Consider the following 24,852-nt stretch of genomic DNA (forward strand, 5'->3'; position numbering starts at 1 on the left):
CGGGGCGACAAACCGGCGCTGCCCACACGCCCACACATCACCCCTCCAAAAAGGCTTGAAACCCACCAAACGGCTTCAAGCCTTTTTAGCCTGTAGCGCTTATCCATCAAGCGCTTGCAGCTATGGTTTTAGGCGTAAGCCAGGCCCGAGGCCACGCCCCCAAACAAGTCCCCCGCCACCTGTGGCGTAGCCGGGAACGCCACCGCCAGCGCATCGCGCAGCGTCTGCAACGCGGACGAGCCCCCCGTCAAATACAGCGTCGTAATCTGCTCCTTGCGCAGCCCCGCGTTCGCCACACATTCCTGCGCACACTGCACCACATCCGCCAATTGCGCTTGCAGGTGCTGCGCCAAACCTTCAGGAGTGATTTGCGCGGCCAAACCAGCTTGAATCCAGCCCAGCTCCAGCCGTGCATCGGCAGCAGTGCTTGATGCCGTGATCTTGCCCTGCTCCACCGCATCGGCCAGGCGGTGCCCGGCCTGCGCTTCCAGCACACGCATCAGGCGGGCGTGCAAGTTGCGGTCGCTAAAGTCGCTGCGCAGGGCTTGCACCTCGCGCATGGATTTGGCGGTGTACAGCCACTGAATCAGGTGCCAGGTGGACAGGTCATAAAACACACGGCTAGGTACCTCACGCCCGCTGGGGCCGTGGTGGCCCAAGCCCAGCAAGGGCTGCACTTCGGCCACGTTCAGCTTGTAGTCAAAGTCGGTGCCGCCAATGTGCACGCCCGTGGTGGCCAGAATGTCTTGCGTGCGGTCACGCTTGCCCGCGTGCTGCGGGCCCAAGCGCACCACGGTGAAGTCGGACGTACCACCGCCAATGTCCACCACCAAAATGCACGCTTCTGCGCTCAGGCGCTGCTCGTAGTCCAGCGCCGCCGCAATCGGCTCCAGCTGAAAAGCCACTTCCTTGAAACCTGCGGTATGCGCCGCCGCTTCCAGCGAAGCCTGCGCCAGCGCGTCGCGCTCGGGGTTGCCGTCGACAAAATGCACGGGGCGGCCCAGCACCACGCGCTCGGGCAGACCGCCCATGTGCTGCTGCGCTTGCGCCGCCAAATGCTGCAAGAACATGGCAATGATGTCTTGGTAGCTCACCAGCTTGCCGTGCACGGCGGTTTTGTCTTGCAGCAAGCTGCTGCCCAGCAGGCTTTTGAGCGAGCGCATCAAACGCCCCTCTTCCCCCGCCAAATACTGCTGCATGGCATCGCGCCCGTAGTGCGTGCTGCGGTCTTCGTAGTGGAAGAACAAGGCCGTGGGCATGGCAGCCGCCTTGCCTTCCAGGGGCACCAACTGCGCAGTCTGCCCGGCTGCGCGCCACGCCATGGCGGAGTTGGACGTGCCAAAGTCAATGCCCAAGGTGGTCTGGGGAAGCATCTGCATTCTGAAAACTCTCTACACTGGCAGCACCAAAAACAAGAGCTGCCAACGCTTGTGAAATAAGCTTTTCAGATACTTATCTATCTCAAAGCCTTCTTTGACTAGCGCTAGCAGCTTCTTTTTTAAAAGCTGCCCTATCAAACAAAGGGGCGCCATTGTGTCAGCTTGGGGATGTCCTTGCAGCGCATCCATCAGCGCCTGAGGTGGTGTGCAACGTGAAGAGTGGACGGCCGCCCATGGCCTGCAGCAGGCTTTCCTAGATTTCAGCGTATGGATGGACAATCCATCACCATGCGTACTCCTTCACCGCCAACGACCCGTCAAAAAGCCAGTGTGCTTGAAGTTCTTCTGGCTTTTTTCCAGCTTGGACTCACCTCTTTTGGCGGCCCTGCAGCCCATTTGGGCTATTTCCGCGAGGAGTTCGTAGGCCGGCGCAAATGGCTCGACGACAAAAGCTACTCTGACCTGGTGGCGCTGTGCCAGTTCCTGCCTGGCCCAGCGAGCAGCCAAGTCGGCATGGCCTTGGGCTTCGGGCAGCGTGGCTGGCTGGGTGCAATCGCTGCGTGGATAGGTTTCACCTTGCCTTCTGCTGTGGCACTGATTCTTTTTGCGCTGGGTATCTCCGAGTGGGCGGCGCTGGCGCAATCAGGCGCAATCCATGGCCTCAAAATTGCCGCAGTTGCCATCGTTGCGCAAGCCGTCTGGGGCATGAGCAAGAGTTTGTGCCCGGACAAAACTCGTGCATGGATTGCGGTGGTCGCCACCCTCATCGCTGTTGCGCTGCCCTCATCGCTCGGCCAAATACTCGCCATTCTCATTGGGGGTGTGGCCGGACTAAAGCTGGTGCGTGTGGATGCCCAGCCCCCAGCCCTGCATCACCCGCATGCAAAGGGGAAGGCTACGGGTGTCTTGCTGCTGGGCGTTTTTAGCGCACTGCTATTTCTCTTGCCGCCAATCAGCTCCATGACGGGCTCACCTGTGGTGCAGGCATTCAGCGATTTTTACCAAGCCGGTGCCTTGGTGTTTGGGGGGGGGCATGTAGTGCTACCGTTGCTACAAGCCAGCGTGGTGCCAACGGGCTTGGTTTCGAATGAAGCGTTTCTTGCAGGCTACGGGGCGACACAAACTGTTCCCGGCCCCTTGTTCACGTTTGCGGCGTATTTAGGCAGCATCATGCCGGCCCCCATGGGCGGCTGGATAGGTGGTTTGACGTTGCTGTTTGCCATCTTCCTGCCCGGCTTCTTGCTCGTCATGGCCGCACTTCCCTACTGGGAGTTTCTGCGCATGCGAGTGAGCGTGCAACAAGCGATGGCTGGGGTGAACGCGGCTGTCGTCGGCATCTTGGCAGCCGCACTCTATGACCCCGTTTGGACCAGCGCGATTCAATCCAAAGCCGACTTTGGTTTGGCGCTCTTCGCGTTTGCACTCCTCGTTCATGCAAGGTTGTCGCCTGTTCTGGTGGTGCTTTTAACCGCCGCTGGAGGTTGGCTGCTGGCGCAATAAGGCAGCAATGTGGATGGCTGCTTGGGCGCAAGACTGGGTGAAATGCGCTGAAGCCTTGCGCCAAGCAGCCGAAAGGTCGCTGGGCACGGCCCCAAGGCAGGTGCTAATAAGCGTCGCACCCCACCTGCGTGGCACAGCTCGCATGTTTGCGGCGGTCTGTTGGAACGCAGCGCTGTAAGCGCGCAGTGCGTTCCGCCGAAGTGCGGCTCCAGCCTCTGCCGCCCCACTCCCATCACAATAAAAATAGCTAGCAACGCTTACCCGACAAGCGTTACATACCAAAAATACCTCTCAAAGAAAAGCCACCCCAGAACACTGCCCGGAGTGGCTTCGATTGCAACACCTGAAAAGAAGTTTTCAGTTCGTCGCAACCATCCCATCACGCGGCAGGCGCTGGCTCCAGCACTCCGCCACCCAAGGCCTTAAACAGCGACACCTGCGCCAGCGCCTGCTGCAAAGCCGTTTGCACCGCCCCCAGCTCGGCACTCAGCAAGCTGCGCTGCGCATCAATCACAGTCAGATAGGCATCCACGCCCGCGTCATAGCGCAGCTGGGCCAGTTCCAAGTACTGAGAAGAAGTTTTCACCAAACGCTGGCTGGCCTCTCGCTGATCGACGTAGGTGGTGCGGGCCGCCAAACCATCGGCCACCTCCTGGAAGGCAGTTTGGATGGCTTTTTCATACTGCGCCACACGCACATCTTTTTGCAGCGTGGCGTAGTCCAAGCTGGCCTGCAGGCGGCCGCCCGCAAACAAGGGAATGTTGATTTGCGGTGCAAAACTCCATGCCCCCGCACCGCCCTTGAACAGGCCCGACAACTCCGTGCTGGCCGCGCCTGCGCTGGCGGTGAGCGAGATGCTGGGGAAAAACGCTGCGCGCGCAGCACCGATGTGGGCGTTGGCGGCTTTGAGCTGCTGCTCTGCCGCCAAGATGTCGGGGCGCTGGGCCAGCACCTGGGCGGGCAAGCCTACCGGCACATCGGCCAACTGCCAATCTTGCGCAGGCAAGGCGGCATCGCGCACATGCGCAGGCAACTCCGTGCCTACCAAGGTTTGCAGCGCGTTCAGGTCTTGCGCCACAGCGCGGGTGAGCTGGGCAAGCTGGGCACGGGCGCTGTCTACGGCGGCTTGCGCCTGGTGGCGCTGCAAGTCGGTGGCAATGCCGTGGTCAACCTGCGCCACGATCAGCTCCAGTGCCTGGTGATTGGCTGCCAGGGTGCGGCTGACCACGTCCAGCATTTGCTGGTCGGCCTGCCAGGTCAGCCATGCGCTGGCGACAGCAGCCACCAAACTCAGCTGCGTGGCCTTGTGCGTGCTGTCCATCGCCAGATATTGCTGCAAGGCTTGCTCATTCAGGCTTTGCACGCGGCCAAACAAGTCCAGCTCGTACGACACCAGCCCCACGCCGCCGGTGTAGGTGCTGGCGGTGACGGCATCGGGGGCCTGGGCCACATCGGCCGGTGTGCGCTGGCGCGAGGCCGCCACTTGCGCACCGATGGTGGGTGCGCTGTCGGCCTTTTGGATGCGGTACAGGGCCTGGTAGGCCTGCACATTCAAGGCGGCAGCGCGCAAATCGCGGTTGTGCTCCAGCGTGAGCGCAATCACTTCACGCAGTGGCGCATTGCCAAAGAAGGCTTGCCATTGCACGGGCGCAACGCCAGTGGCATCGGTGCTGGCAGTTGGAGTGCCTGCAGACACCGTCCAGTTTGCAGCGACAGGGGCCGCGGGGGTTTCATAGGTCGGGGCCATGGAGCAGGCGCTCAACAGCCCCGCCAGCGCCAAGGCGCCAGTCAGGGTGTGCAATTTCATGCGTGGGACTCCTCGCCAGAGGCATGGGTGGCTACGACAGCCGCAGGTGGGCTTTTGCGAAAACGCGCCACTACGCTGGCCACCACATAGAAGAACAAAGGCACAAAGAAGATGGCCAGGAAGGTGCCCGCCAAGGTACCGCCCACCACGCTGGTGCCAATCGAATGCTTGCTGCCGCTGGATGCGCCCGTAGCCAAAGCCAGGGGCACCACGCCCAGCACAAAGGCCATCGAGGTCATGATGATGGGGCGCAGACGCAGGCGGGCGGCTTCTACGGCAGCTTCAAACAATGGCTTGCCTTCTTGCTCATGCAGCTCCCGCGCAAACTCCACAATCAGGATGGCGTTCTTGGCCGCCAAGCCCATGGTGGTAATCATGCCAATCTGAAAGAACACGTCGTTGGTCAACCCGCGGCCCAGCGTTGCCAGCACCGCGCCCAAAATACCCAGGGGTACGACCAGCATCACCGAGAAGGGAATCGACCAGCTCTCGTACAAAGCCGCCAAGCTCAGGAACACAATCAACATGGACAGCGCCATGATCCACGTGCTTTGGTTGCCGGCCTTGATTTCTTCGTACGACAGCCCCGTCCACACCAAGTCCACACCCGGAGGCAATTGCTGGGCCAGGCCTTCCACGATCTTCATGGCCTCCCCCGTGCTCACGCCGGGCGCGGTGCCCCCCACGATTTGCACCGCCGAGACGCCGTTGTAGCGTTCCAGCTTGGCCGGGCCGTACACCCACTTGCCCGTGGCGAAGGTGCTGAAGGGCACCATCTTGCCGTCGCTATTGCGCACAAACCACTTGGCAAAGTCGTCCGGCCCCACGCGCGATGCGGCCTGCCCTTGCAGGAACACCTTCTTCACACGGCCACGGTCAATAAAGTCGTTGATATAGGCCGATCCCCAGGCAATCGACATGGTGGCATTGATGTCACTCAGGCTCAGCTTGAGCGCACGGGCCTTTTCCTCGTCGATTTCGATTTGGTACTGCGGCTCATCCGACAAGCCATTGGGGCGCACCATCGCCAGTTGCGGCGTTTGCGCCGCCATGCCCAGCAGCTGGTTGCGCGCCTGCATCAACACCTCGTGGCCGACACCGCCGTTGTCTTGCAAGAAAAAGTCAAAGCCCGTGGCATTGCCCAGCTCCACAATCGCCGGCGGAATGACGGGGATGACCATCGCATCGTTCAACTGACTGACAAAGCCCCAGGTGCGGCCATGCAATGCCTTCAGGTGCTGGTGTGCACTGGTGCGCTCGGTAAACGGTTTCAGCTCCACAAACAGCAGACCCGAGTTTTGGCCACGGCCCGCAAAGTTAAAGCCGTTCACCGACATGACACTGTGGACCGTGTCTTGCTCGTTCTCCAGCAAATGCTGAGTCACGGCTTGCAGCACCTGATCGGTGCGCGCGGCGGTGGCGTTCGGTGGCAGTTGCACTTGCACAAACATCGTGCCCTGGTCTTCTTCGGGCAAGAAGGCCGTGGGAATGCGGGCAAACAAGGCCACCAGCGCGGCCAGCAGCAGCACATAGATCACCAAGAAGAACTTGCTGCGCTTCAAGATGCCTTCCACGCCAATCGCATAGCCGCTGGCACCTGCGTTGAACACACGGTTGAACCATGCAAAAAACTTGGCGGGCTTTTTGCCCGGCACAGGTGCTTTCAAGATGGTGGCGCACAGCGCGGGCGTAAATACCAACGCCACCAGCACCGACAGCGACATAGCCACCGCAATCGTGATGGCGAACTGGCGGTAAATCACACCGGTGGAGCCATCCATGAACGCCATGGGCACAAAAACGGCGGAAATCACCACACCAATACCGACCAGCGCGCCGGAGATCTGGCCCATGGATTTGAGGGTGGCCTCCTTGGGGGACAAGTGCTCGTCGTGCATCAAGCGTTCGACGTTTTCGACCACCACAATCGCATCGTCCACCAACAGGCCAATTGCCAGCACCATGGCAAACATGGTCAGCAAGTTGATGGTAAAGCCCGCTGCCAGCAGCACGCCGAAAGTGCCCAGCAACACCACGGGCACGGCCAGCGTAGGAATGAGGGTGGCGCGCACGCTCTGCAAAAACAGCAGCATGACCAGGAACACCAGCACAATCGCTTCGACCAGGGTGCTCACCACCGAGTCGATAGACACCTGCACCACCGGCGCAGTGTCATACGGGTAGACCACCTTCACGCCAGGCGGGAAGTTGGGCTCCAGGCTGGCAATCGTGGCACGCACAGCGGTTACGGCCTCCAGCACGTTGGCACCCGTCGCCAAGCGCAATGCCAAAGCTGCAGAGGGCTGGCCGTTGTACTTGCTGGAGATGGCCGTGAACTGGCCTCCCAGCGCTACATCGGCCACGTCTTTGAGGCGCACTTGCGCGCCATTGGGGTTGACCTTGAGCATGATTTCACGGAATTCATCCGCCGTCTTCATGCGCGTTTTGCCCAGCACCGTAGCTTGCAACTGCACCTGGTGATTGAGGGTGGGCAGCCCGCCGAGAGACCCTGCCGAGACCTGCACGTTCTGGGCTTGGACGGCAGCTATCACATCAGTGGGGGTCAGTTGGTAGGCATTGAGCTTGGCCGGGTCCAGCCAGATGCGCATGGCATAGGCCGAGCCGAACAAGGTGAAGTCGCCCACACCCTTGGTGCGCGAGACCGGGTCTTGGATGTTGGAGGCAATGTAGTCCGCCAAGTCTTCGCTGTTCATGGCGCCGTCTTCCGACACCAAGCCGGCCACCAGCATGAAGTTCATCTGGTATTTGGCGACACGAATGCCTTGCTGCTGCACTTCCTGCGGCAGCATGGGGGTGGCCAGATTCAGCTTGTTTTGCACCTGCACCTGGGCAATGTCGGGGTCGGTGCCTTGTTCAAAGGTGACCACGATTTGCATGGAGCCGTCCGACTCACTGGACGAGGTGATGTAGCGCAGGTTATCCAGCCCGTTGAGCTGCTGCTCAATCACCTGCACCACCGTGTCTTGCACGGTTTGGGCGGAAGCACCGGGGTAAGTGACCGAAATGGCAATCGCAGGTGGTGCCACATCGGGGTATTGGCTGACGGGCAAAGCCTTGATGGCCAAGGCACCTGCCAGCATCACCACCATCGCCAGCACCCACGCAAAAATGGGACGGTTGATAAAAAACTTGGACATGGCGTTTCCTTAGGCGCCTTGGCCCGCAGGCGCTACAGCAGGCGCAGGGGCGTACAAGTCCGTCACGATGCCCACATTCTGGGCTGGCACCGGGTTCACAGGCATTTCGCCACGCAGCTTTTGCAGGCCTTCGGTAATCACTTGCTCCCCGGCTTGCAAACCGCCTTCGACCAGCCATGTATTGCCCACGGTTCGCACTGCATTCACAGGGCGTGCCTTGGCGATCTTGTCGTCGCCCACCGCCCACACCATGGCCTGGCCCTGGGTATTGCGCCATACGGCTTGCTGGGGCACCAGCAGCGCAGCATCCCGTGTGGAGGTTTGCACCTGTGCACGCACAAACATGCCAGGTCGCAGCAGCCCATCGGGGTTGGCAAACGTCGCGCGCAAGGTGACAGAGCCTGTGCTCTCATCCACCTGCATTTCGCTGAATTGGAGCGTGCCTTGCAGCGGATAAATGCTGCCGTCTTCCAGAACCAGGCGCACCTTGGCATTGCCCTTGGCGCCGCTTTGAGCGTTCTCTGCTTGCAAACGCAGGATGTCGGCCATGGACTGCTGCATATCGATGTGGATCGGGTCCAGCTGCTGTACCGTGGCCATTTCTTGCGACTGTCCCTGGGTGACCAGTGCGCCTTCCGTCACGAGGGAGCGGCCAATTCGCCCTGCAATCGGCGAGAGCACCTTGGCATAGACGGTATCGATACGCGCCAGCTCTACATCCGCCTGCGCATTGCGCCATGCGCTCATGGCATCGTCGTATTGCTGCTGACTGATGGCATTTTTGGCACGCAGCACCTCATAGCGCCGGGCCAAGTTTTCTGCACTCAGCAACTGTGCCTGCGCTTTGGCCAACTGCGCATTCATGGTGGCCGGGTCAATTTGGTAGAGCGCCTGGCCTTGCTTGACCATGCTGCCCTCTTCAAACCAACGCTTTTGCACGATACCGCTGGTCTGCGGACGCACCTGCGCCACGCGCGAAGCCACTGCACGGCCGGGCAGCTCGGTGGTCAATGCCACGGCCTGCGCCTGCACGGTATAGACACCCACGGCTGCTGGCCCTTGCGCGCCCGGTTGCGGCCCCGCAGGATCGCCACAGGCCACCAACATGGCCGCAGCCGCCACGGTCCATGCCGTACGCGCTGCATTGAAAAGCTTCACGCTCATGAAATCACACTCCTTGCCAACGCCAGCTAATTGCTGGCAGATATAGGTTGAGACGACAAAAGGACGGCGTTTTCAGGCAAAAACGCCGTCCTTTGTATTGCATTGCGGTTCAGTGTATCAATATATGGTTAAGAATCGATGCAACTGTCCTCTTTCAACCCTGCTGGCACCGAAGGCGATAAGCTCGGAACTTGACCATTCCTCCGACTTCTGAACAAAGACAGCCCATGACCGATCACCCTGTCGACGACGCGGATGAACGCCAACACGGCGGCATCCAAGTGATTGCGCGCAGCAGCAAAATCATGCGCACCCTCAGCGCGCATGGCCTGCCCTGCGGCATGAGCCTGGCAGCCATTGCTAGCGCGGTGGATTTACCGCGCTCCACCGTGCAGCGCATCATCAATGCGCTGGCGGCAGAGCACCTGGTAGAGCCCGCAGGGGCTTCGGGTTTTCGCTTGGGCCCCGCACTGGGGCAAATGCTCTATCAAAGCAATGCCGATGTGGTGTCCGTCATCAAGCCTTATGCCGAGCAGTTGTCGCTGTCACTGCAGGAAACGGTGTGCCTCGCCAGCCTCAACCTGAACAAGCTGCGCATCATCGAATCCTTTGTGGGAGAGCAGCCTTTGCGCGTGGTGCCGCAAATTGGCATCGCACCGCCGCTGCACGTCACCGCAGCGGGCAAAGCTTTGCTGGCGCGCATGGACGACGCTACCGTATTGGAGTGGCTGGCGCGCGAAGAGCAGCCCCACACCACGACACCCCAAGCACTGCTGCAAGAGCTGGCGCAGGTGCGGGCACAAGGTTTTGCACAAGATATGGATGATGTGGTGCTGGGCGTCAGCGCGATTGCCGTCGCCATCAACACCTACCGCGGCCCTTACGCCCTGATGCTGCTGGTCCCTACCGCACGCCTGCAGCGCGACATTTCCTGCTTTCAACAGGCCATGTTCGGCTTGCGTGATGTGCTGGAGAAGCTGCTGAGCAATGCAAGGCCTTGAGCCAGACGCAGCGAACTTGAATTTTCGTGAGCTACTAGCGCTTGATTTACAAGGTTTTCAATAGGTTTTGGCATTGAAAGCCTTGTGGGGCAAGCGCTAAGCGCTCTATATTTTTATTAAAACAGTTAAAGCAGCATACAAAAAAGCCCTGTCGAATTGCTTCAACAGGGCTTTTAATTTGGTTGCGAGGGCTGGATTTGAACCAACGACCTTTGGGTTATGAGCCCAACGAGCTACCAGACTGCTCCACCTCGCGATATGCATCAATTATAGCGCGCCCTTGGCGTGCAGCGCTGCAAAAGCCAGAAGAAACCCGCATACGGGCCACAGTATTCATTCGCTAGGAGGATGAATGCCAAGCCCAGCTTGAATGATTCAAAAATTCGCCAACAAAAAACCCTGTTGAATTGCTTCAACAGGGTTTTTGATTTGGTTGCGAGGGCTGGATTTGAACCAACGACCTTTGGGTTATGAGCCCAACGAGCTACCAGACTGCTCCACCTCGCGGTATTCAAAAATTATAGCACAGATTTATTCTGCTGCTTGAGTTTCTTCGGTTTGTTCCACCAATTGAACAAACGCCATAGGAGCGTTGTCGCCCACGCGGAAACCCATCTTCAAGATGCGTGTGTAGCCGCCAGGACGCTTTGCGTTGCGGGGGCCCAGCACGTTGAACAACTTGGTGACGCTGTCGCGGTCACGCAGACGGTCGAACGCCAAGCGGCGGTTAGCCACGGTGTCCACCTTGGCCAGAGTGATCATGGGCTCGATCACGCGGCGCAGTTCCTTGGCCTTAGGCACGGTGGTCTTGATCGCTTCGTGTTCGATCAAAGAGTTCATCATGTTCTGCAGCATCGCCTTGCGGTGCGAAGAAGTACGATTCAGTTTACGCAGGCCATTTCCGTGACGCATGGTGCTTTCCTTTTCAGATAGTTTGGTCGAGTGGCCGGATCAGGTACCGCTCGGTGCACTTGTGTAAAAATAACTGGCTCCTAACCTTCTCAGGTCAAGAGCCAGCGATTATAGCTTGGCTAGCGAATTAACGCTTTTCCAAGCCTGCTGGTGGCCAGTTTTCGAGCTTCATGCCCAAGGTCAGACCACGGGAAGCCAAAACTTCCTTGATTTCGTTGAGCGACTTGCGACCCAAGTTAGGCGTCTTCAGCAACTCATTCTCGGTGCGCTGGATCAGATCACCGATGTAGTAAATGTTCTCTGCCTTCAGGCAGTTGGCGGAGCGTACGGTCAGTTCCAGCTCATCCACAGGACGCAGCAAGATCGGATCGAACGTCTGAGCGTTAGCGCGGCTGTTGCTACCACCACCCAAGATGCCACCTTCGCCAAACTCGCCATCCAACTGAGCGAACACAGCCAGTTGCTCCACCAAGATCTTGGCGGATGCGCGCACTGCGTCTTCAGCGTTGATAGCGCCGTTGGTTTCGATTTCGACAACCAGCTTGTCCAAGTCGGTGCGCTGTTCCACACGTGCAGATTCCACGGTGTAGCTCACGCGACGAACGGGCGAGAACGATGCGTCCAACACGATACGGCCGATCGACTTGGTCGACTCGTCACCATAGCGGCGTACGTTACCTGGCACATAGCCACGGCCCTGTTCCACCTTGATTTGCATATCCAGCTTGCCGCCTTGCGACAGGTTGGCGATCACGTGGTCAGGATTGATGATCTCAACGTCGTGGGGAGTCTGGATGTCACGCGCAGTCACTACGCCTTCGCCATCCTTGCGCAGACTCAGAGTCACTTCGTCACGGTTGTGCAGCTTGAACACCACGCCCTTCAGGTTCAGGAGGATGTTCACCACATCTTCTTGCACGCCATCGATGGACGAGTACTCGTGCAGCACGCCAGCAATCGTGACTTCCGTCGCTGCATGACCCACCATGGACGAGAGCAAAACGCGGCGCAGGGCGTTACCCAGCGTATGGCCATAGCCACGCTCAAAAGGCTCCAGCGTCACCTTGGCACGGTTGTGGCCAAGCTGCTCAACATTAATCGTCTTGGGTTTCAGCAGATTTGTTTGCATGCAGACTTCCTCTCAATACCCCCGGCTCGTTACACCGGTAAGGCTGGTGAAGCACCTAAACCGCGATGCCTCGCGGTTTAGGAACGGGATGGTTGATCGCTCAACCGAAACTACGATTAACGCGAGTACAACTCAACGATCAGGGATTCGTTGATGTCGGCTGCGAATTGATCGCGGTCAGGCACTTGCTTGAAGGTGCCTTCAGCCTTGTCCAGGCTCACTTCCACCCAAGCGGGGAAGCCCACTTGCTGAGCCAATTGCAGGGCTTCAACAATACGGGCTTGCTTCTTGGACTTTTCACGCACAGCAATCACGTCACCAGCCTTCACCAGGTAGGAGGGGATGTTCACGGACTGGCCGTTCACAGTGATTGCCTTGTGGGATACCATCTGACGCGCTTCAGCACGTGTAGAGCCAAAGCCCATGCGGTAGACCACGTTGTCCAGACGAGTTTCCAGCAGACCCAGCAGGTTCGCACCGGTGTTGCCCTTCTTCTGGTCAGCAGCTTCGAAGTAACGACGGAATTGCTTTTCCAGCACGCCGTACATGCGCTTGACCTTCTGCTTTTCACGCAGTTGCAGACCGTAGTCAGACGTACGCTGACCGGATGTGCGACCGTGCTGGCCGGGCTTGGTGTCGAACTTGGCCTTGTCCGCGATCGAGCGACGAGCGCTCTTCAGGAACAGGTCGGTGCCTTCACGGCGGGAGAGTTTGGCCTTAGGACCGATATAACGTGCCACTTGAGTTTCCTTTGATTCATCTACCGTGCTTACACACGGGAGCCACCCGGGGTGCCAAAAACAACCCGGGTGGCGGTGGGCTTACAAAAATTAAATACGACGACGCTTTTGAGGGCGGCAGCCGTTATGTGGTACCGGCGTCACGTCCGCGATGGAAGTGATACGGATACCCAGAGCACCCAAGGCGCGAACCGAGGATTCGCGGCCAGGACCGGGACCCTTGATTTCTACGTCCAGGTTCTTGATGCCCTGTTCGATAGCAGCACGACCTGCCACTTCCGATGCAACCTGGGCTGCGAAAGGAGTCGACTTGCGCGAACCCTTGAAGCCCTGGCCACCCGAGGAAGCCCACGACAGAGCATTGCCCTGACGGTCGGTAATGGTGATGATCGTGTTGTTGAACGAAGCGTGCACGTGTGCAATACCGTCAGAAATGTTCTTACGAACTTTCTTACGTACACGCGCAGCAGCGTTGTTTTGTGCCTTAGCCATAGTGATCTCTCAATCCCTTATTTCTTCAGTGCCGCTGCGCCTTTGCGAGGACCCTTGCGAGTACGGGCATTGGTGCGTGTACGTTGACCGCGCATAGGCAGACCACGACGATGACGGAAACCGCGGTAGCAACCAATGTCCATCAAACGCTTGATGTTCATGGTGGTTTCGCGACGCAGATCGCCTTCCAAGGTCATGCCGTTCAACTGGTCACGGATCTTTTCCAGATCAGCATCAGTCAGGTCTTTAACCTTCTTGGAGTACTCGATACCGCAAGCTTCGCAGATCTTGCGAGCAGTCGTACGACCGATGCCGTAAATGGCGGTCAGGCCGATTTCAGCATGCTTGTGGGGCGGGATGTTAATACCAGCAATACGTGCCATATTAGTCCTCTAATACTTTCAATCAGCCCTGGCGCTGCTTATGACGCTGGTCTGTGCAGATCACGCGCACCACACCTTTGCGGCGGATGATCTTGCAGTTGCGGCAGATTTTCTTGACCGAAGCCGAAACTCTCATTTCATTCTCCTAAAACTTTGCATCCGTATTCACTTTTTCGACCTGGGCACTGCCTGTGACCGCGAAAAAATGTAGAGCACTCATACTTGCTGTTGTTGGATTCCTTCTGGTTTTACCCAAAAGGAATGGCCTTCATATCTCAGTGACCTGATGCCTTGAAGTTAGCCTTCTTGAGAAGGGACTCATACTGCTGCGACATCATGTAGTTCTGCACTTGCGCCATGAAGTCCATAGTCACCACCACAATAATTAGTAGCGATGTCCCACCAAAGTAAAACGGAACGTTGTACTTCAGGATCAGAAACTCTGGCAACAAACACACGAATGTGATGTAGACGGCGCCAGCCAGTGTCAAACGCACCAGAATCTTGTCAATGTAGCGGGCAGTCTGGTCACCGGGACGAATGCCTGGGATGAAAGCACCACTTTTCTTCAGATTATCAGCTGTCTCGCGGCTATTGAACACGAGTGCTGTATAGAAGAAACAGAAGAAAATGATTGCGGCGGCGTAGAGCATCACATAAATCGGCTGACCTGGGGTCAGCGTCGCTGCAATGTCCTTCAACCAGCGCATGGATTCCCCTGCACTGAACCAATTCACCACGGTTGCTGGTAGCAAGATGATCGACGAAGCGAAGATGGGAGGGATTACACCCGCCATGTTCAACTTCAGTGGCAAGTGCGAAGACTGACCACCGTACACCTTGTTGCCAACTTGGCGGCGCGCGTAATTCACCAAGATCTTACGTTGACCACGCTCGACAAACACGACGAAATACGTCACGGCTGCCACAACGAGGACAATGAAGATCGCAGCCAGGATGCTCATGGCACCGGTACGAACCAGCTCCAGCAGTCCACCAATCGAGCTGGGCAAGCCTGCGGCAATACCAGCAAAGATCAGGATGGAGATGCCGTTGCCCAGACCACGTTCAGTAATCTGTTCGCCCAGCCACATCAGGAACATGGTGCCAGCAGTCAGGCTCACCACCGCAGTCATGCGGAAGCCGAAACCTGGATCCAGCACCAGTCCTGGAGAGCTTTCCAAAGCCACGGCAATACCCAACGACTGGAAAAGTGCCAAGGCTAAAGTGCCGTAGCGGGTGTATTGGGTAATCTTGCGACGCCCCGCCTCACCTTCCTTCTTCAGTTGTTCAAATGTAGGAACGACATACGTCATTAGCTGCATGATGATCGATGCCGAAATGTACGGCATGATCCCCAGTGCGAACACTGTGAAGCGCGAAAGCGCTCCACCCGAGAACATATTGAACAGGTTGAGAATGCCCTGCTGGCCATTGAACAGCTGCTGCAGCTGCGCTGGGTCGATGCCGGGCACGGGGATATGGGCCCCGATGCGGTATACGACCAGCGCAAGCAACAGAAAAACCAGTCGGCGACGCAAGTCACCAAACTTGCCGGTTTTTGCAATTTGAGCTGCGCTAGTAGCCACGGATGTCTCTTTCAGAACTTAATCAGGCGATGCTGCCACCGGCAGCTTCGATGGCAGCCTTGGCGCCAGCTGTGGCACCAATGCCGTTCAGCTTTACAGCCTTGGTCAACTCACCGCTCTTGATAACCTTCACCACCAGGGCGTTGGAAGCTACCAGACCTGCTTGCTTCAGTGCTGCGACGTCGACTTCCGCCAGACCCAGTTGCTCCAAAGCAGCCAAAGTCACTTCGGCGTTGAACTTCAGAGTCATGGACTTGAAGCCACGCTTAGGCAAGCGACGTTGCAAAGGCATTTGACCGCCTTCGAAGCCTACCTTGTGGTAGCCACCCGAACGCGATTTTTGACCCTTGTGACCACGGCCGGCGGTCTTACCCAGACCAGAACCGATACCACGACCCACGCGACGTGGAGCATGCTTGGCGCCTGCTGCTGGCTTGATGCTATTGAGTTCCATCATCAATCCTTTCACAGAACCTTCACCAAGTAGGCGATTTTGTTGATCATGCCGCGTACTTCAGGTGTGTCCTGCAGTTCGCTGACGCTATTCAGCTTACGCAGACCCAGGCCACGCACAGTCGCACGGTGCGACTCTTTGGTGCCAATGGGGCTACGAACCAGCTGAATTTTGACAGTTTGTTGTGTTGTCATGTGCTGGACTCCGATCAGGCGGTGAAGATGTCTTCAACCGACTTGCCGCGCTTTGCAGCCACTTCCGAAGGGGTTGTGGAATTCTTCAAAGCATCGAGTGTGGCGCGAACCATGTTGTAAGGATTCGAAGAACCGTGGCTCTTGGCCACGATGTCGGTAATACCAACGACTTCGAATACAGCGCGCATGGGGCCGCCGGCGATGATACCGGTACCCTTGGGAGCTGGGTGCAGTTCCACGCGGGCTGCACCATGATGACCCATCACAGAGTGGTGGATGGAGCCGCTCTTGAGCGACACCTTCATCATGTTGCGACGGGACTCTTCCATGCCCTTTTGCACGGCCACAGGTACTTCCTTGGACTTACCTTTGCCCATGCCAATGCGGCCATCACCGTCGCCAACTACGGTCAGTGCTGCGAAGCCGAGAATACGACCACCCTTCACAACCTTGGTGACGCGGTTTACCGCAATCATTTTTTCGCGCAGACCGTCGTCACGACCTTCGTCTTGCACTTTGGGGGAAAACTTTGCCATTTTTGTCCGCTCCGCTTAGAACTGCAGGCCCGCTTCGCGAGCGGCTTCTGCCAAAGCCTTCACGCGGCCGTGGTATGCAAAACCAGCGCGATCGAAAGCCACTTTCTCAACGCCGGCAGCCTTAGCACGCTCGGCAATCAGCTTGCCGATTTGTGTAGCGGCAGCCACGTTGCCACCCTTGCCTGCGGCGCCCAGTTGTGCGCGCACAGCAGCTTCGGCTGTCGAAGCTGTGGCCAACACCTTGGTGCCATCTTCGGAGAAGACGCTGGCGTAGATGTGGAGGTTCGTGCGGTTCACACTCAAACGCGCCACGCCTTGCTGTGCAATGCGGATACGTGTTTGGCGTGCACGACGCAGACGCTGCTCTTTCTTGGTCAACATATTGCAGCTCCTTACTTCTTCTTGGTCTCTTTGATCACGACCTTCTCATCCACATAGCGGATGCCCTTGCCCTTGTAAGGCTCGGGAGGACGAACGGCGCGAATCTCAGCGGCCAGCTGACCTACCACTTGGCGGTCTGCGCCCTTGATCACAACTTCAGTTGGAGTGGGGGTAGTGATGGTGATGCCTTGAGGGGCTTCAAAGTGCACAGGGTGCGAGAAGCCCACGTTCAAGTTCAGCTTAGCGCCCTGCACAGCGGCCTTGTAACCCACGCCAATCAGGCTCAGCTTCTTTTCAAAGCCTTCGGTTACACCCTTCACCATGTTGTTGACGAGCTGGCGGAAAGTACCGGCCAGTGCATCAGCATCACGGGAATCGTTAACAGGTGCGAACGACAGTTTGCCGTCGTTGTTGCTGATTGCTACCAAAGCGTTCAGAGCCAAAGACAGTTCACCGCCCTTGCCCTTCACCTTGATGGTGTCAGCAGTCAAAGACACATCCACGCCAGCGGGGATGGTCACATTTGCTTTTGCTACGCGAGACATTTCAGTATTTCTCCTTAATGTCCGTTAGGCCACATAGCACAGCACTTCGCCACCGACGCCGGTAGCACGTGCTTTGCGATCTGTCATCACACCCTTAGGAGTGGTAACAATGGCCACACCCAAGCCGTTTTGGACTTGAGGAATTGCGTTGCTGCCCTTGTACACGCGCAGGCCAGGACGGCTTACACGTTCGATACGCTCGATCACAGGGCGACCGGCGTAGTACTTCAGGGTAATAACGAGTTCAGACTTGCCGTCTTCGGTCTTGACTTCAAAACCGTCAACATAGCCCTCGTCCTTCAGCACTTGTGCGATGGCAACCTTCACCTTAGAGGAAGGAACCGACACGGTGGCTTTGGACACCATTTGGGCGTTGCGAATACGGGTCAGCAAGTCGGCGATAGGATCACTCATGCTCATCTTGTATCTCTCCTGCTTGCTTACCAGCTAGCCTTGGTGACACCGGGGATGTCACCAGCAAAGGCCAATTCACGGATCTTTGCGCGACCCAGACCGAATTGACGGAATGTGCCACGTGGACGACCTGTGATTTCGCAACGGTTACGTTGGCGAGTGGGGTTGGCATTACGGGGCAGCTTTTGCAGACCCAGACGGGCTGCATCACGCTCTTCGTCGGAACGCTTAGCGTCACCGGCGATTGCCTTCAATTCAGCGTACTTGGCAGCGTACTTCGCAGCCAGTTTTTCGCGCTTCAGTTCGCGCTCGATCAAAGCTTTCTTAGCCATGCGCTACCTCAGTTCTTGAAGGGGAATTTGAACGCTGCGAGCAGTGCCTTGCACTCTTCGTCGTTCTTCGCCGTTGTCGTGATGCTGATGTTCAGACCACGCAGAGCATCCACTTTGTCGTATTCGATTTCAGGGAAGATGATCTGTTCTTTAACGCCAACGTTGTAGTTGCCGCGGCCGTCGAACGAGCGACCCGAAATACCACGGAAGTCACGCACGCGAGGCAGAGCCACGGTGACGAAACGGTCCAGGAATTCGTACATTTGAACGCCACGCAGGGTCACCATGCAGCCAATTGCTTGACCTTCACGGATCTTGAAACCAGCGATAGCCTTCTTGGCCTTGGTCACCACGGGCTTTTGACCAGCAATCTTGGTCAGGTCAGCCACAGCGTTGTCCATCACCTTCTTGTCAGCCACGGCTTCGCTCACACCCATGTTCAGGGTGATCTTGGTCAGACGGGGCACTTCCATAGCGGAGGTGTAGCCGAACTTTTCTTTCAGTTCTGCCGCGATTTTTTCGCGATACAGTTTTTGCAAACGTGCCATGTGTTACTCCTTAGGCGGTGATTTCAGCGCCATTGGACTTGAACACGCGAACACGTGTACCGTCGGCGTTCACCTTGATGCCCACGCGATCAGCCTTGCCAGTCGCTGCATTGAAGATAGCCACGTTGGATTGGTGGATAGGCATAGCCTTTTCCACGATACCGCCGGTGGTGCCCTTCATGGGGTTTGGCTTGACGTGCTTCTTCACCAGGTTCACGCCTTCGATCACCAGGTGCGAATCATCCTTGCGCGAAGCAACTACGCCTTGCTTACCCTTGTCACGGCCGGTCAGCACGATGACTTTGTCGCCCTTGCGAATCTTGTTCATGGTGCTTCCTTAGAGAACTTCAGGTGCCAGGGACACGATCTTCATGAACTTTTCAGTACGCAGTTCACGTGTCACAGGGCCAAAAATACGAGTGCCGATAGGCTCCAGCTTTGCGTTCAGCAGAACGGCAGCGTTGCCATCGAACTTCACCAAAGAGCCGTCGCCACGGCGGATGCCCTTGGCTGTACGAACTACCACTGCGCTGTAAACCTCGCCTTTTTTGACGCGGCCACGGGGAGCGGCTTCTTTGATGCTCACTTTGATGATGTCGCCAACGCTAGCGTAGCGACGATGAGAACCGCCCAGTACCTTAATGCACTGAACAGACTTCGCGCCCGTGTTATCGGCAACCTCTAAACGAGATTCTGTTTGGATCATTTCAATATTCCCAACTTGCTCCAGCAGACACGGACAGCCCCAGAGAACTTCTCAAGGGCCGAACAAGCAGCCGGTCAGTCTTGGGCCCGTCGTCCACCTTCTGGACCATTCCAAAAGGCTTCCCGCTGGGCAGATAGTTCCACGCTTTTACACGTGAAGAGGAAGATTATCGCAAGAATTTCCTTGCGCGTCAACTGCTTAGCCCACAAAAACCACCACACCTCGCAAGGGATGCGTCAAAGCCTTCACGGACATCTAAAAGGATAGCTACTTACGCAGACTGCACCTTGATTTCAAACAATTTTTTATTTAAATGTACTATTAAACAAGCGCTGACAGCTTCTTTTTCCGAAGTGTCTAGCGCTTGTTCGTTGCACCCATGCCCTCGAATTTAGGCGGGAGTCAGCAGATATTGCTGCGCCAGCGCCAAGAAGTCGGGCAGTTTGACATCGACGCCGGGCAGCTCTTGCGCCAGGATTTCTGCCACGCGGGGCGCCACGCTGGCGGCCACGCGCGCATCCAGAAACAGCAGGCGGCTGCGGCGTGCCAGCACATCTTCTACCGTACGTGCATATTCATAGCGCGCTGCAAAGCGCACCATGGCCTCGCTCAAGCCTTCGGCCAGCAACTTGTCGGACCCGGGCAGGCTGTGCACCGCCGCAGCTTCGGTGCCGTAGATGTGCTCGCCTTGCGCGGCGTTCAGGCGATGCTTGACCTGCGCAGGTTTGGGCGCTCCCACCAGCGGCATGTGCACGGTCACACCCCCTGCACGCGCGGGCAGCAGGCGCTGCTCAAAGCACTCTTGCAGCACATCTTCGGCCATGGCGCGGTAAGTGGTCCACTTGCCACCCGTGACGGTGACGAGGCCCGACTTGCTGGTCATCACCGTGTGTTCACGGCTGATTTTCTTGGTGTTCTCGCCATCATCGTCTTGAGGCTTGACCAGGGGACGCATGCCCACCCAGATGCTGCGCACATCGGCGCGCGTGGGGCGGCGGCACAGGTAGTTGCCCGCTTCCTTGAGGATGAATTCAATCTCTTCCTCAAACGCCTGGGGTTCGCGCGCCAGGTCGTGGCGGGGGGTGTCGGTGGTGCCAAGAATGACTTTACCCAGCCATGGCACGGCAAACAGCACGCGGCCATCGGCTGTCTTGGGCACCAGCAGCGCATGGTCAGTGGGCAGAAACTCACGATCCACCACCACGTGCACACCCTGGCTGGGCGCCACCATGGGCTTGACGGGCTTGCCCAGCAGTTGCGCATCTTGCTGGCGGAACAAGTCCACCCAAGGGCCAGTAGCGTTGACGACACACTTGGCATGGACTTCGTAGCGGGTGCCGGTTTCTGCGTCTTCGCAGACCACGCCAGAGACTTTGCCATCGGTATGCAGCAGCTCCTTGGCAGGGCAGTAATTGACCAGCAGCGCGCCCTTGGCCGCTGCGGTGCGCGCCAGCACCAAAGCCAAACGGGCATCGTCAAACTGTCCATCCCAGTACTTCACGCCACCCTTGAGGTGGTCGGTACGCACCGTCGGCAGCAGCCGCAAAGTCTTGTCCTTGCTCAGAAATTCGGTGCGCCCCAGGCCATCTTTGCCGGCCAATGCGTCGTACATCTTCAGGCCCGCGCCATAGAAAGGCGTATCCAGCAGTTTGTACGACGGCATCACAAAAGCCAGCGGCTGCGCCAGGTGCGGCGCGTTGTTCAGCAGCGTAGTGCGCTCATGCAGCGCTTCGCGCACCAGCGCGACGTTGCCCTGCGCCAGATATCGCACACCTCCGTGCACCAGCTTGGTGGCGCGCGAGGAGGTGCCCTTGGCAAAGTCATGCGACTCCAGCACGCACACTTTGAAGCCGCGTGCGGCGGCATCCACTGCGGTGCCCAAACCGGTGGCTCCACCGCCGATAATGAGCAGGTCGTAAGTTTCAGACTGGGACAAACGGGCCAACAACTCGGCGCGATCTGTGGTCAAAGGCGTAGTGGCAATCGTCATAGTGCTTCAGGACAGGGCAAGTGTCTGAGGGTAGTCAATAGTTGGCACAGTGCGCGTCAGCGCAAGGCTATGCCGTGTTGCCAGCAAGCTAATGCCAGCACTAGCATACATTGTCATCTTTTTTGTTCGTTTGTGATTGGTTTTTTTCGATTTCCATTATTTTGATTTCGGTTTTACGATCATTCACCTTCTCTTTTTCACTCTGGGCACTCTGTGAATAGCAACAACAACCCCCGCCAGCTGCAATTACTGGAAGAAGTACGCAATTTGCAATCGGCCACTGTGGAGCAGCTGGCAGACACCTTGGGGGTGACGCTGCAAACCGTGCGCCGCGATGTACAAAAGCTCGCCGCAGCAGGATTGCTGGTGCGTTTTCATGGCGGCGTGCGCGTCCCCAGTGCCACGGTAGAGAATCTCGCGCACACACGCCGCGAAACGCTCAACGCTGACGGCAAAGCGCGCATTGCCAAAGCCGTTGCCCAAGCCATTCCGAATGGCTGCTCGCTGATTTTGAATATTGGCACCACCACCGAGGCCATCGCCAAAGCCCTGCTGCACCACCGAGGCCTGCGCGTTATCACCAACAACCTGAACGTGGCTGCGATTTTGAGCAGCAATGCCGACTGCGAAGTGATTGTGGCGGGCGGCGTGGTGCGCACGCGTGACCGCGGCATCATCGGCGAAGCGGCCGTGGACTTTATGCGCCAGTTCAAGGTTGACATTGCCATCATTGGCATCTCGGCCATTGAGTCCGATGGCACCTTGCGTGACTACGACCTGCGCGAGGTGAAAGTGGCTCAAACCATCATTCAGCAGTCCCGTGAAGTCTGGCTGGCCGCTGACCACAGCAAATTCAGCCGCCAAGCCATGGTGGAGCTGGCCAGTCTTGCGCAGATTGACCGCCTGTTTACGGACACTCCCCCTCCCGAGCCTTTTGCCCATCTGCTGCAAGAGGCCGAAGTGCAGTGCGTGGTGGCCGAGTAAACCGCTGCTGCGCGCCAAGTCACCGACACGCTTTGTCTTGAATTTGTGATTGCACAAGACCTCCTATGACCAACTACCTGCTCGCCTTGGACCAAGGCACCTCCAGCTCCCGCGCCATCGTGTTTGACACGCAAGGCCGCATCGTCGCCTCCGCCCAGCAGGAGCTGCCCCAGATCTACCCTCGCCCCGGCTGGGTAGAGCACAACCCCCACGAAATCTGGCGCACGCAGCTGGGCACGGCGCGCGACGCACTGGCCAAGGCTGGGCTCAAGGCGAGCGACATCCGCAGCGTGGGCATCACCAACCAGCGCGAAACCACCATCGTCTGGAACCGCAAGACGGGCCAGCCCATCCACCACGGCATCGTCTGGCAAGACCGCCGCGCCGAACCCACCTGCCAGCAGCTGCGTGAAGCCGGCCACAGCGACACCATCCTGCAGAAAACCGGCCTGCGCATCGATGCCTACTTCTCAGGCACCAAGCTGCAGTGGCTGCTGGACCACGTGCCCGGCGCGCGCGAAGCCGCCGAGCGTGGCGAGCTGGCCTTTGGCACCGTGGACAGCTGGCTGATCTGGCAGCTCACTGGCGGGCAGCGCCACGTCACCGACGTCAGCAACGCCAGCCGCACCATGCTGTTTAACGTGCACACCAACCAGTGGGATGCCGACCTGCTGGCCCTGCTGCACATTCCCGCCAGCCTGATGCCCGAGGTGCTGCCTTCGGCCGCCGACTTTGGCCGCACGGCCGAGGACGTGCTGGGTGGCCCCATCACCATCGGCGGCGTGGCCGGCGACCAGCAAAGCGCGCTGTTTGGTCAGGCCTGCTTCAAAGCGGGCATGGCCAAGAACACCTATGGCACGGGCTGCTTCATGCTGATGCACACCGGCGGCCAATTCCAGACCTCGGCCAACGGCCTGCTGACCACCAGCGCCGCCCAGCCCAGCGCCACGCCCCAGTTTGCGCTGGAAGGCAGCGTGTTCGTCGGTGGCGCCGTGGTGCAGTGGCTGCGCGACGGCCTGCAGGCGATTGAACACAGCGGCCAGGTGCAGCAACTGGCCGAGAGCGTGCCTGACAGCGGTGGCGTCATGCTGGTGCCAGCCTTCACCGGTCTGGGCGCGCCGTATTGGGAGCCCGATGCACGTGGCTCCATCACCGGCCTGACGCGCGGCACCACCCTGGCGCACATTGCACGTGCGGCGCTGGAGTCGATCGCCTACCAGAGCGCTGCCCTGCTGCTGGCCATGAGCCGCGATGCGGTCGCCAACGGCGGCGCGGCGGTGAGCGAGTTGCGCGTGGACGGCGGCGCCTGCGTGAACAACCTGCTGATGCAGTTCCAGGCCGATTTGCTGGGCATTCCCGTGGTGCGCCCGGCCTGCGTGGAGACCACCGCCCTGGGCGCGGCCTACTTGGCTGGTTTGTCCAGCGGCGTCTACCAAAGCACGGAAGAGCTGTCGTCGCTGTGGAAGGCAGAGCGACGCTTTGTGCCTACCATGGACAAAGCCCGCGCCGATGAGTTGATGGCGCGCTGGGAGCGTGCCGTGCGCCAGACCACCACGCCATAAGCCCAACCACTCCCCTAAAAAGAGCTGCCAGCGCTGGATTTCAAAGAGTTTTAGATAGAAAACACGTTGAAATCCTTACCAATCAAGCGCTAGCAGCTCTTATTTTTAGAAAGCATTTGTATGAGCCAAGCACCTTCACCCCGCATCGCTTTCATTGGCGGCGGCAATATGGCCAGCGCCATCATCGGCGGCCTGATTGCCAGCGGCCTGCCCTCCGACAGCATCACCGTGGTCGAACCATTCGACGCCGCGCGCGCTGCCCTCCAGGCCAAGTTCGGCATTGACGCCCTGCCCGCCGCCACCGCCGCATTGGCGGGCCACGATCTGGTGGTCTGGGCCGTCAAACCCCAAACCTTCAAAGAAGCGGCGACCGCTGCAGCGCCCCACACCGCCAGCGCCCTGCACCTGAGCGTGGCCGCCGGCATCACCACCGAAAGCATTGCCCAGTGGCTGGGCACGGGCCGCATCGTGCGCGCCATGCCCAACACGCCCGCGCTGGTGGGCAAAGGCATGACGGGGCTGTTTGCCCGCCCCGAGGTGGACGCCGAAGGCCAAGCCCTGATCGAGCGCGTGATTGGCACCACGGGCCAGTTGGTGTGGGTAGATGCTGAAGACAAGCTGGACGCGGTGACCGCGCTGTCAGGCTCTGGCCCGGCCTATGTGTTTTTGTTCCTGGAAGCCATGACGCAAGCCGGTGTCGATATGGGGCTGACCGCTGCGCAGTCCTACCAGCTGGCGATTGCCACCTTCCAGGGCGCCTCGGAGCTGGCGGCCCGCTCGCACGAACCTGCCAGCGTGCTGCGCGAGCGCGTCACCAGCAAGGGCGGCACCACCTACGCGGCCATCACCCACATGCAGCAGGCTGGGCTGCCCCAGCACTTCATCGCCGCGCTGCGCAAGGCCGAAACCCGCGCCAAGGAACTGGCCGCAGAGTTCGGCAAGTAAGCCATCT

27 protein-coding genes and 2 tRNA genes are annotated in these 24,852 nt (G+C 58.6%); 5 read left to right on the forward strand and 24 right to left on the reverse strand.

Translation table 11 applies throughout. From position 1 onward, the window contains the following. Window positions 1–128: 128 nt before the first annotated feature. Complete coding sequence (locus QEP12_RS06810; protein WP_284213776.1) at window positions 129–1,379, reverse strand: Hsp70 family protein; 1,251 nt, start codon at window positions 1,377–1,379, stop codon at window positions 129–131. A gap of 288 nt (window positions 1,380–1,667) precedes the next feature. Between QEP12_RS06810 and chrA the strand changes: the two genes are divergently transcribed. Further along, window positions 1,668–2,879, forward strand: a complete 1,212-nt coding sequence (gene chrA, locus QEP12_RS06815) for a chromate efflux transporter (protein ID WP_246253941.1) — start codon at window positions 1,668–1,670, stop codon at window positions 2,877–2,879. 379 nt (window positions 2,880–3,258) lie between these two features. Here chrA and QEP12_RS06820 read toward each other — a convergent pair whose 3' ends face one another. From QEP12_RS06820 to QEP12_RS06830, 3 genes are read right to left on the reverse strand one after another with little or no spacing between them, the layout of a single operon-like run. Beyond that, entirely contained in the window at window positions 3,259–4,686 is a 1,428-nt protein-coding gene (locus tag QEP12_RS06820) for an efflux transporter outer membrane subunit (RefSeq protein WP_284213777.1), read from the reverse strand. Next, on the reverse strand, window positions 4,683–7,844 hold the full coding sequence (locus tag QEP12_RS06825) for an efflux RND transporter permease subunit (protein ID WP_284213778.1): 3,162 nt from the start codon (window positions 7,842–7,844) through the stop codon (window positions 4,683–4,685). The genes QEP12_RS06820 and QEP12_RS06825 overlap by 4 nt, the downstream gene beginning before the upstream one ends. 9 nt (window positions 7,845–7,853) lie before the next feature. After that, window positions 7,854–9,008, reverse strand: a complete 1,155-nt coding sequence (locus QEP12_RS06830; RefSeq protein ID WP_284213779.1) for an efflux RND transporter periplasmic adaptor subunit — start codon at window positions 9,006–9,008, stop codon at window positions 7,854–7,856. Between the two features lie 227 nt (window positions 9,009–9,235). On the opposite strand from QEP12_RS06830, the gene QEP12_RS06835 reads away from it, so the two are divergent. After that, entirely contained in the window at window positions 9,236–10,009 is a 774-nt protein-coding gene (locus QEP12_RS06835; RefSeq protein WP_284213780.1) for an IclR family transcriptional regulator, read from the forward strand. Window positions 10,010–10,188: 179 nt separating this feature from the next. Here QEP12_RS06835 and QEP12_RS06840 read toward each other — a convergent pair. The 20 genes from QEP12_RS06840 to QEP12_RS06935 all read right to left on the reverse strand — a co-directional run bounded on the left by QEP12_RS06840 (window position 10,189) and on the right by QEP12_RS06935 (window position 21,354). Next, window positions 10,189–10,265: transfer RNA gene (locus QEP12_RS06840), tRNA-Met, on the reverse strand. 174 nt (window positions 10,266–10,439) lie between these two features. Further along, window positions 10,440–10,516, reverse strand: a tRNA-Met gene (locus QEP12_RS06845). A 24-nt stretch (window positions 10,517–10,540) separates the two neighbouring features. After that, a complete protein-coding gene (gene rplQ / locus QEP12_RS06850; protein ID WP_284213781.1) occupies window positions 10,541–10,921 on the reverse strand; it encodes a 50S ribosomal protein L17 in 381 nt (126 codons plus the stop codon). A 127-nt stretch (window positions 10,922–11,048) separates the two neighbouring features. Then, entirely contained in the window at window positions 11,049–12,050 is a 1,002-nt protein-coding gene (locus QEP12_RS06855) for a DNA-directed RNA polymerase subunit alpha (RefSeq protein ID WP_174862332.1), read from the reverse strand. A 116-nt stretch (window positions 12,051–12,166) separates the two neighbouring features. After that, window positions 12,167–12,790, reverse strand: a complete 624-nt coding sequence (gene rpsD, locus QEP12_RS06860; protein ID WP_219163034.1) for a 30S ribosomal protein S4 — start codon at window positions 12,788–12,790, stop codon at window positions 12,167–12,169. A 90-nt stretch (window positions 12,791–12,880) separates the two neighbouring features. Beyond that, window positions 12,881–13,282: a 30S ribosomal protein S11 gene (rpsK, locus tag QEP12_RS06865; protein WP_174862330.1), complete on the reverse strand. Its 402-nt coding sequence runs from the start codon at window positions 13,280–13,282 to the stop codon at window positions 12,881–12,883. A 17-nt stretch (window positions 13,283–13,299) separates the two neighbouring features. After that, window positions 13,300–13,665 carry a 30S ribosomal protein S13 gene (rpsM, locus tag QEP12_RS06870; RefSeq protein WP_219163035.1) on the reverse strand — a complete coding sequence of 122 codons (366 nt, stop codon included), beginning with the start codon at window positions 13,663–13,665 and terminating at the stop codon, window positions 13,300–13,302. Between the two features lie 22 nt (window positions 13,666–13,687). Next, on the reverse strand, window positions 13,688–13,801 hold the full coding sequence (gene rpmJ, locus QEP12_RS06875) for a 50S ribosomal protein L36 (RefSeq protein ID WP_003050535.1): 114 nt from the start codon (window positions 13,799–13,801) through the stop codon (window positions 13,688–13,690). A 139-nt stretch (window positions 13,802–13,940) separates the two neighbouring features. Continuing rightward, window positions 13,941–15,254, reverse strand: coding sequence for a preprotein translocase subunit SecY (secY, locus tag QEP12_RS06880; RefSeq protein WP_219163036.1), 1,314 nt, complete (start codon window positions 15,252–15,254; stop codon window positions 13,941–13,943). Between the two features lie 22 nt (window positions 15,255–15,276). Continuing rightward, window positions 15,277–15,708: a 50S ribosomal protein L15 gene (gene rplO / locus QEP12_RS06885; RefSeq protein WP_174862334.1), complete on the reverse strand. Its 432-nt coding sequence runs from the start codon at window positions 15,706–15,708 to the stop codon at window positions 15,277–15,279. A gap of 11 nt (window positions 15,709–15,719) precedes the next feature. Continuing rightward, window positions 15,720–15,902, reverse strand: a complete 183-nt coding sequence (gene rpmD, locus QEP12_RS06890) for a 50S ribosomal protein L30 (RefSeq protein WP_003050517.1) — start codon at window positions 15,900–15,902, stop codon at window positions 15,720–15,722. 14 nt (window positions 15,903–15,916) lie between these two features. Next, the gene (rpsE, locus tag QEP12_RS06895; RefSeq protein ID WP_174862328.1) at window positions 15,917–16,438 is read right to left on the reverse strand and encodes a 30S ribosomal protein S5; all 522 of its coding nucleotides are present in this window, start codon (window positions 16,436–16,438) and stop codon (window positions 15,917–15,919) included. A 15-nt stretch (window positions 16,439–16,453) separates the two neighbouring features. Further along, window positions 16,454–16,819 carry a 50S ribosomal protein L18 gene (rplR, locus tag QEP12_RS06900; RefSeq protein ID WP_174862327.1) on the reverse strand — a complete coding sequence of 122 codons (366 nt, stop codon included), beginning with the start codon at window positions 16,817–16,819 and terminating at the stop codon, window positions 16,454–16,456. Window positions 16,820–16,830: 11 nt separating this feature from the next. Next, a complete protein-coding gene (rplF, locus tag QEP12_RS06905) occupies window positions 16,831–17,364 on the reverse strand; it encodes a 50S ribosomal protein L6 (RefSeq protein WP_174862326.1) in 534 nt (177 codons plus the stop codon). Between the two features lie 24 nt (window positions 17,365–17,388). After that, window positions 17,389–17,784: a 30S ribosomal protein S8 gene (gene rpsH / locus QEP12_RS06910; RefSeq protein ID WP_174862325.1), complete on the reverse strand. Its 396-nt coding sequence runs from the start codon at window positions 17,782–17,784 to the stop codon at window positions 17,389–17,391. 20 nt (window positions 17,785–17,804) lie between these two features. Next, on the reverse strand, window positions 17,805–18,110 hold the full coding sequence (gene rpsN / locus QEP12_RS06915) for a 30S ribosomal protein S14 (RefSeq protein WP_042417459.1): 306 nt from the start codon (window positions 18,108–18,110) through the stop codon (window positions 17,805–17,807). 8 nt (window positions 18,111–18,118) lie between these two features. Further along, on the reverse strand, window positions 18,119–18,658 hold the full coding sequence (gene rplE / locus QEP12_RS06920) for a 50S ribosomal protein L5 (RefSeq protein ID WP_003050507.1): 540 nt from the start codon (window positions 18,656–18,658) through the stop codon (window positions 18,119–18,121). Window positions 18,659–18,668: 10 nt separating this feature from the next. Next, window positions 18,669–18,986, reverse strand: coding sequence for a 50S ribosomal protein L24 (gene rplX / locus QEP12_RS06925; RefSeq protein WP_174862324.1), 318 nt, complete (start codon window positions 18,984–18,986; stop codon window positions 18,669–18,671). 9 nt (window positions 18,987–18,995) lie between these two features. Next, window positions 18,996–19,364 (reverse strand): 50S ribosomal protein L14, encoded by a 369-nt coding sequence (rplN, locus tag QEP12_RS06930; protein ID WP_042417471.1) that lies wholly within the window; start codon window positions 19,362–19,364, stop codon window positions 18,996–18,998. Between the two features lie 391 nt (window positions 19,365–19,755). Further along, a complete protein-coding gene (locus QEP12_RS06935) occupies window positions 19,756–21,354 on the reverse strand; it encodes a glycerol-3-phosphate dehydrogenase/oxidase (RefSeq protein WP_284213785.1) in 1,599 nt (532 codons plus the stop codon). A gap of 213 nt (window positions 21,355–21,567) precedes the next feature. On the opposite strand from QEP12_RS06935, the gene QEP12_RS06940 reads away from it, so the two are divergent. From QEP12_RS06940 to proC, 3 genes are all read left to right on the forward strand, one after another. After that, window positions 21,568–22,338 (forward strand): DeoR/GlpR family DNA-binding transcription regulator, encoded by a 771-nt coding sequence (locus QEP12_RS06940; RefSeq protein ID WP_219163038.1) that lies wholly within the window; start codon window positions 21,568–21,570, stop codon window positions 22,336–22,338. A 65-nt stretch (window positions 22,339–22,403) separates the two neighbouring features. Further along, entirely contained in the window at window positions 22,404–23,900 is a 1,497-nt protein-coding gene (gene glpK, locus QEP12_RS06945; RefSeq protein WP_174862321.1) for a glycerol kinase GlpK, read from the forward strand. Window positions 23,901–24,020: 120 nt separating this feature from the next. Further along, window positions 24,021–24,845, forward strand: coding sequence for a pyrroline-5-carboxylate reductase (gene proC, locus QEP12_RS06950; RefSeq protein ID WP_174862320.1), 825 nt, complete (start codon window positions 24,021–24,023; stop codon window positions 24,843–24,845). Window positions 24,846–24,852: the final 7 nt, after the last annotated feature.

Source organism: Comamonas jiangduensis (assembly GCF_030162955.1).
Lineage (GTDB): Bacteria > Pseudomonadota > Gammaproteobacteria > Burkholderiales > Burkholderiaceae_C > Comamonas > Comamonas jiangduensis.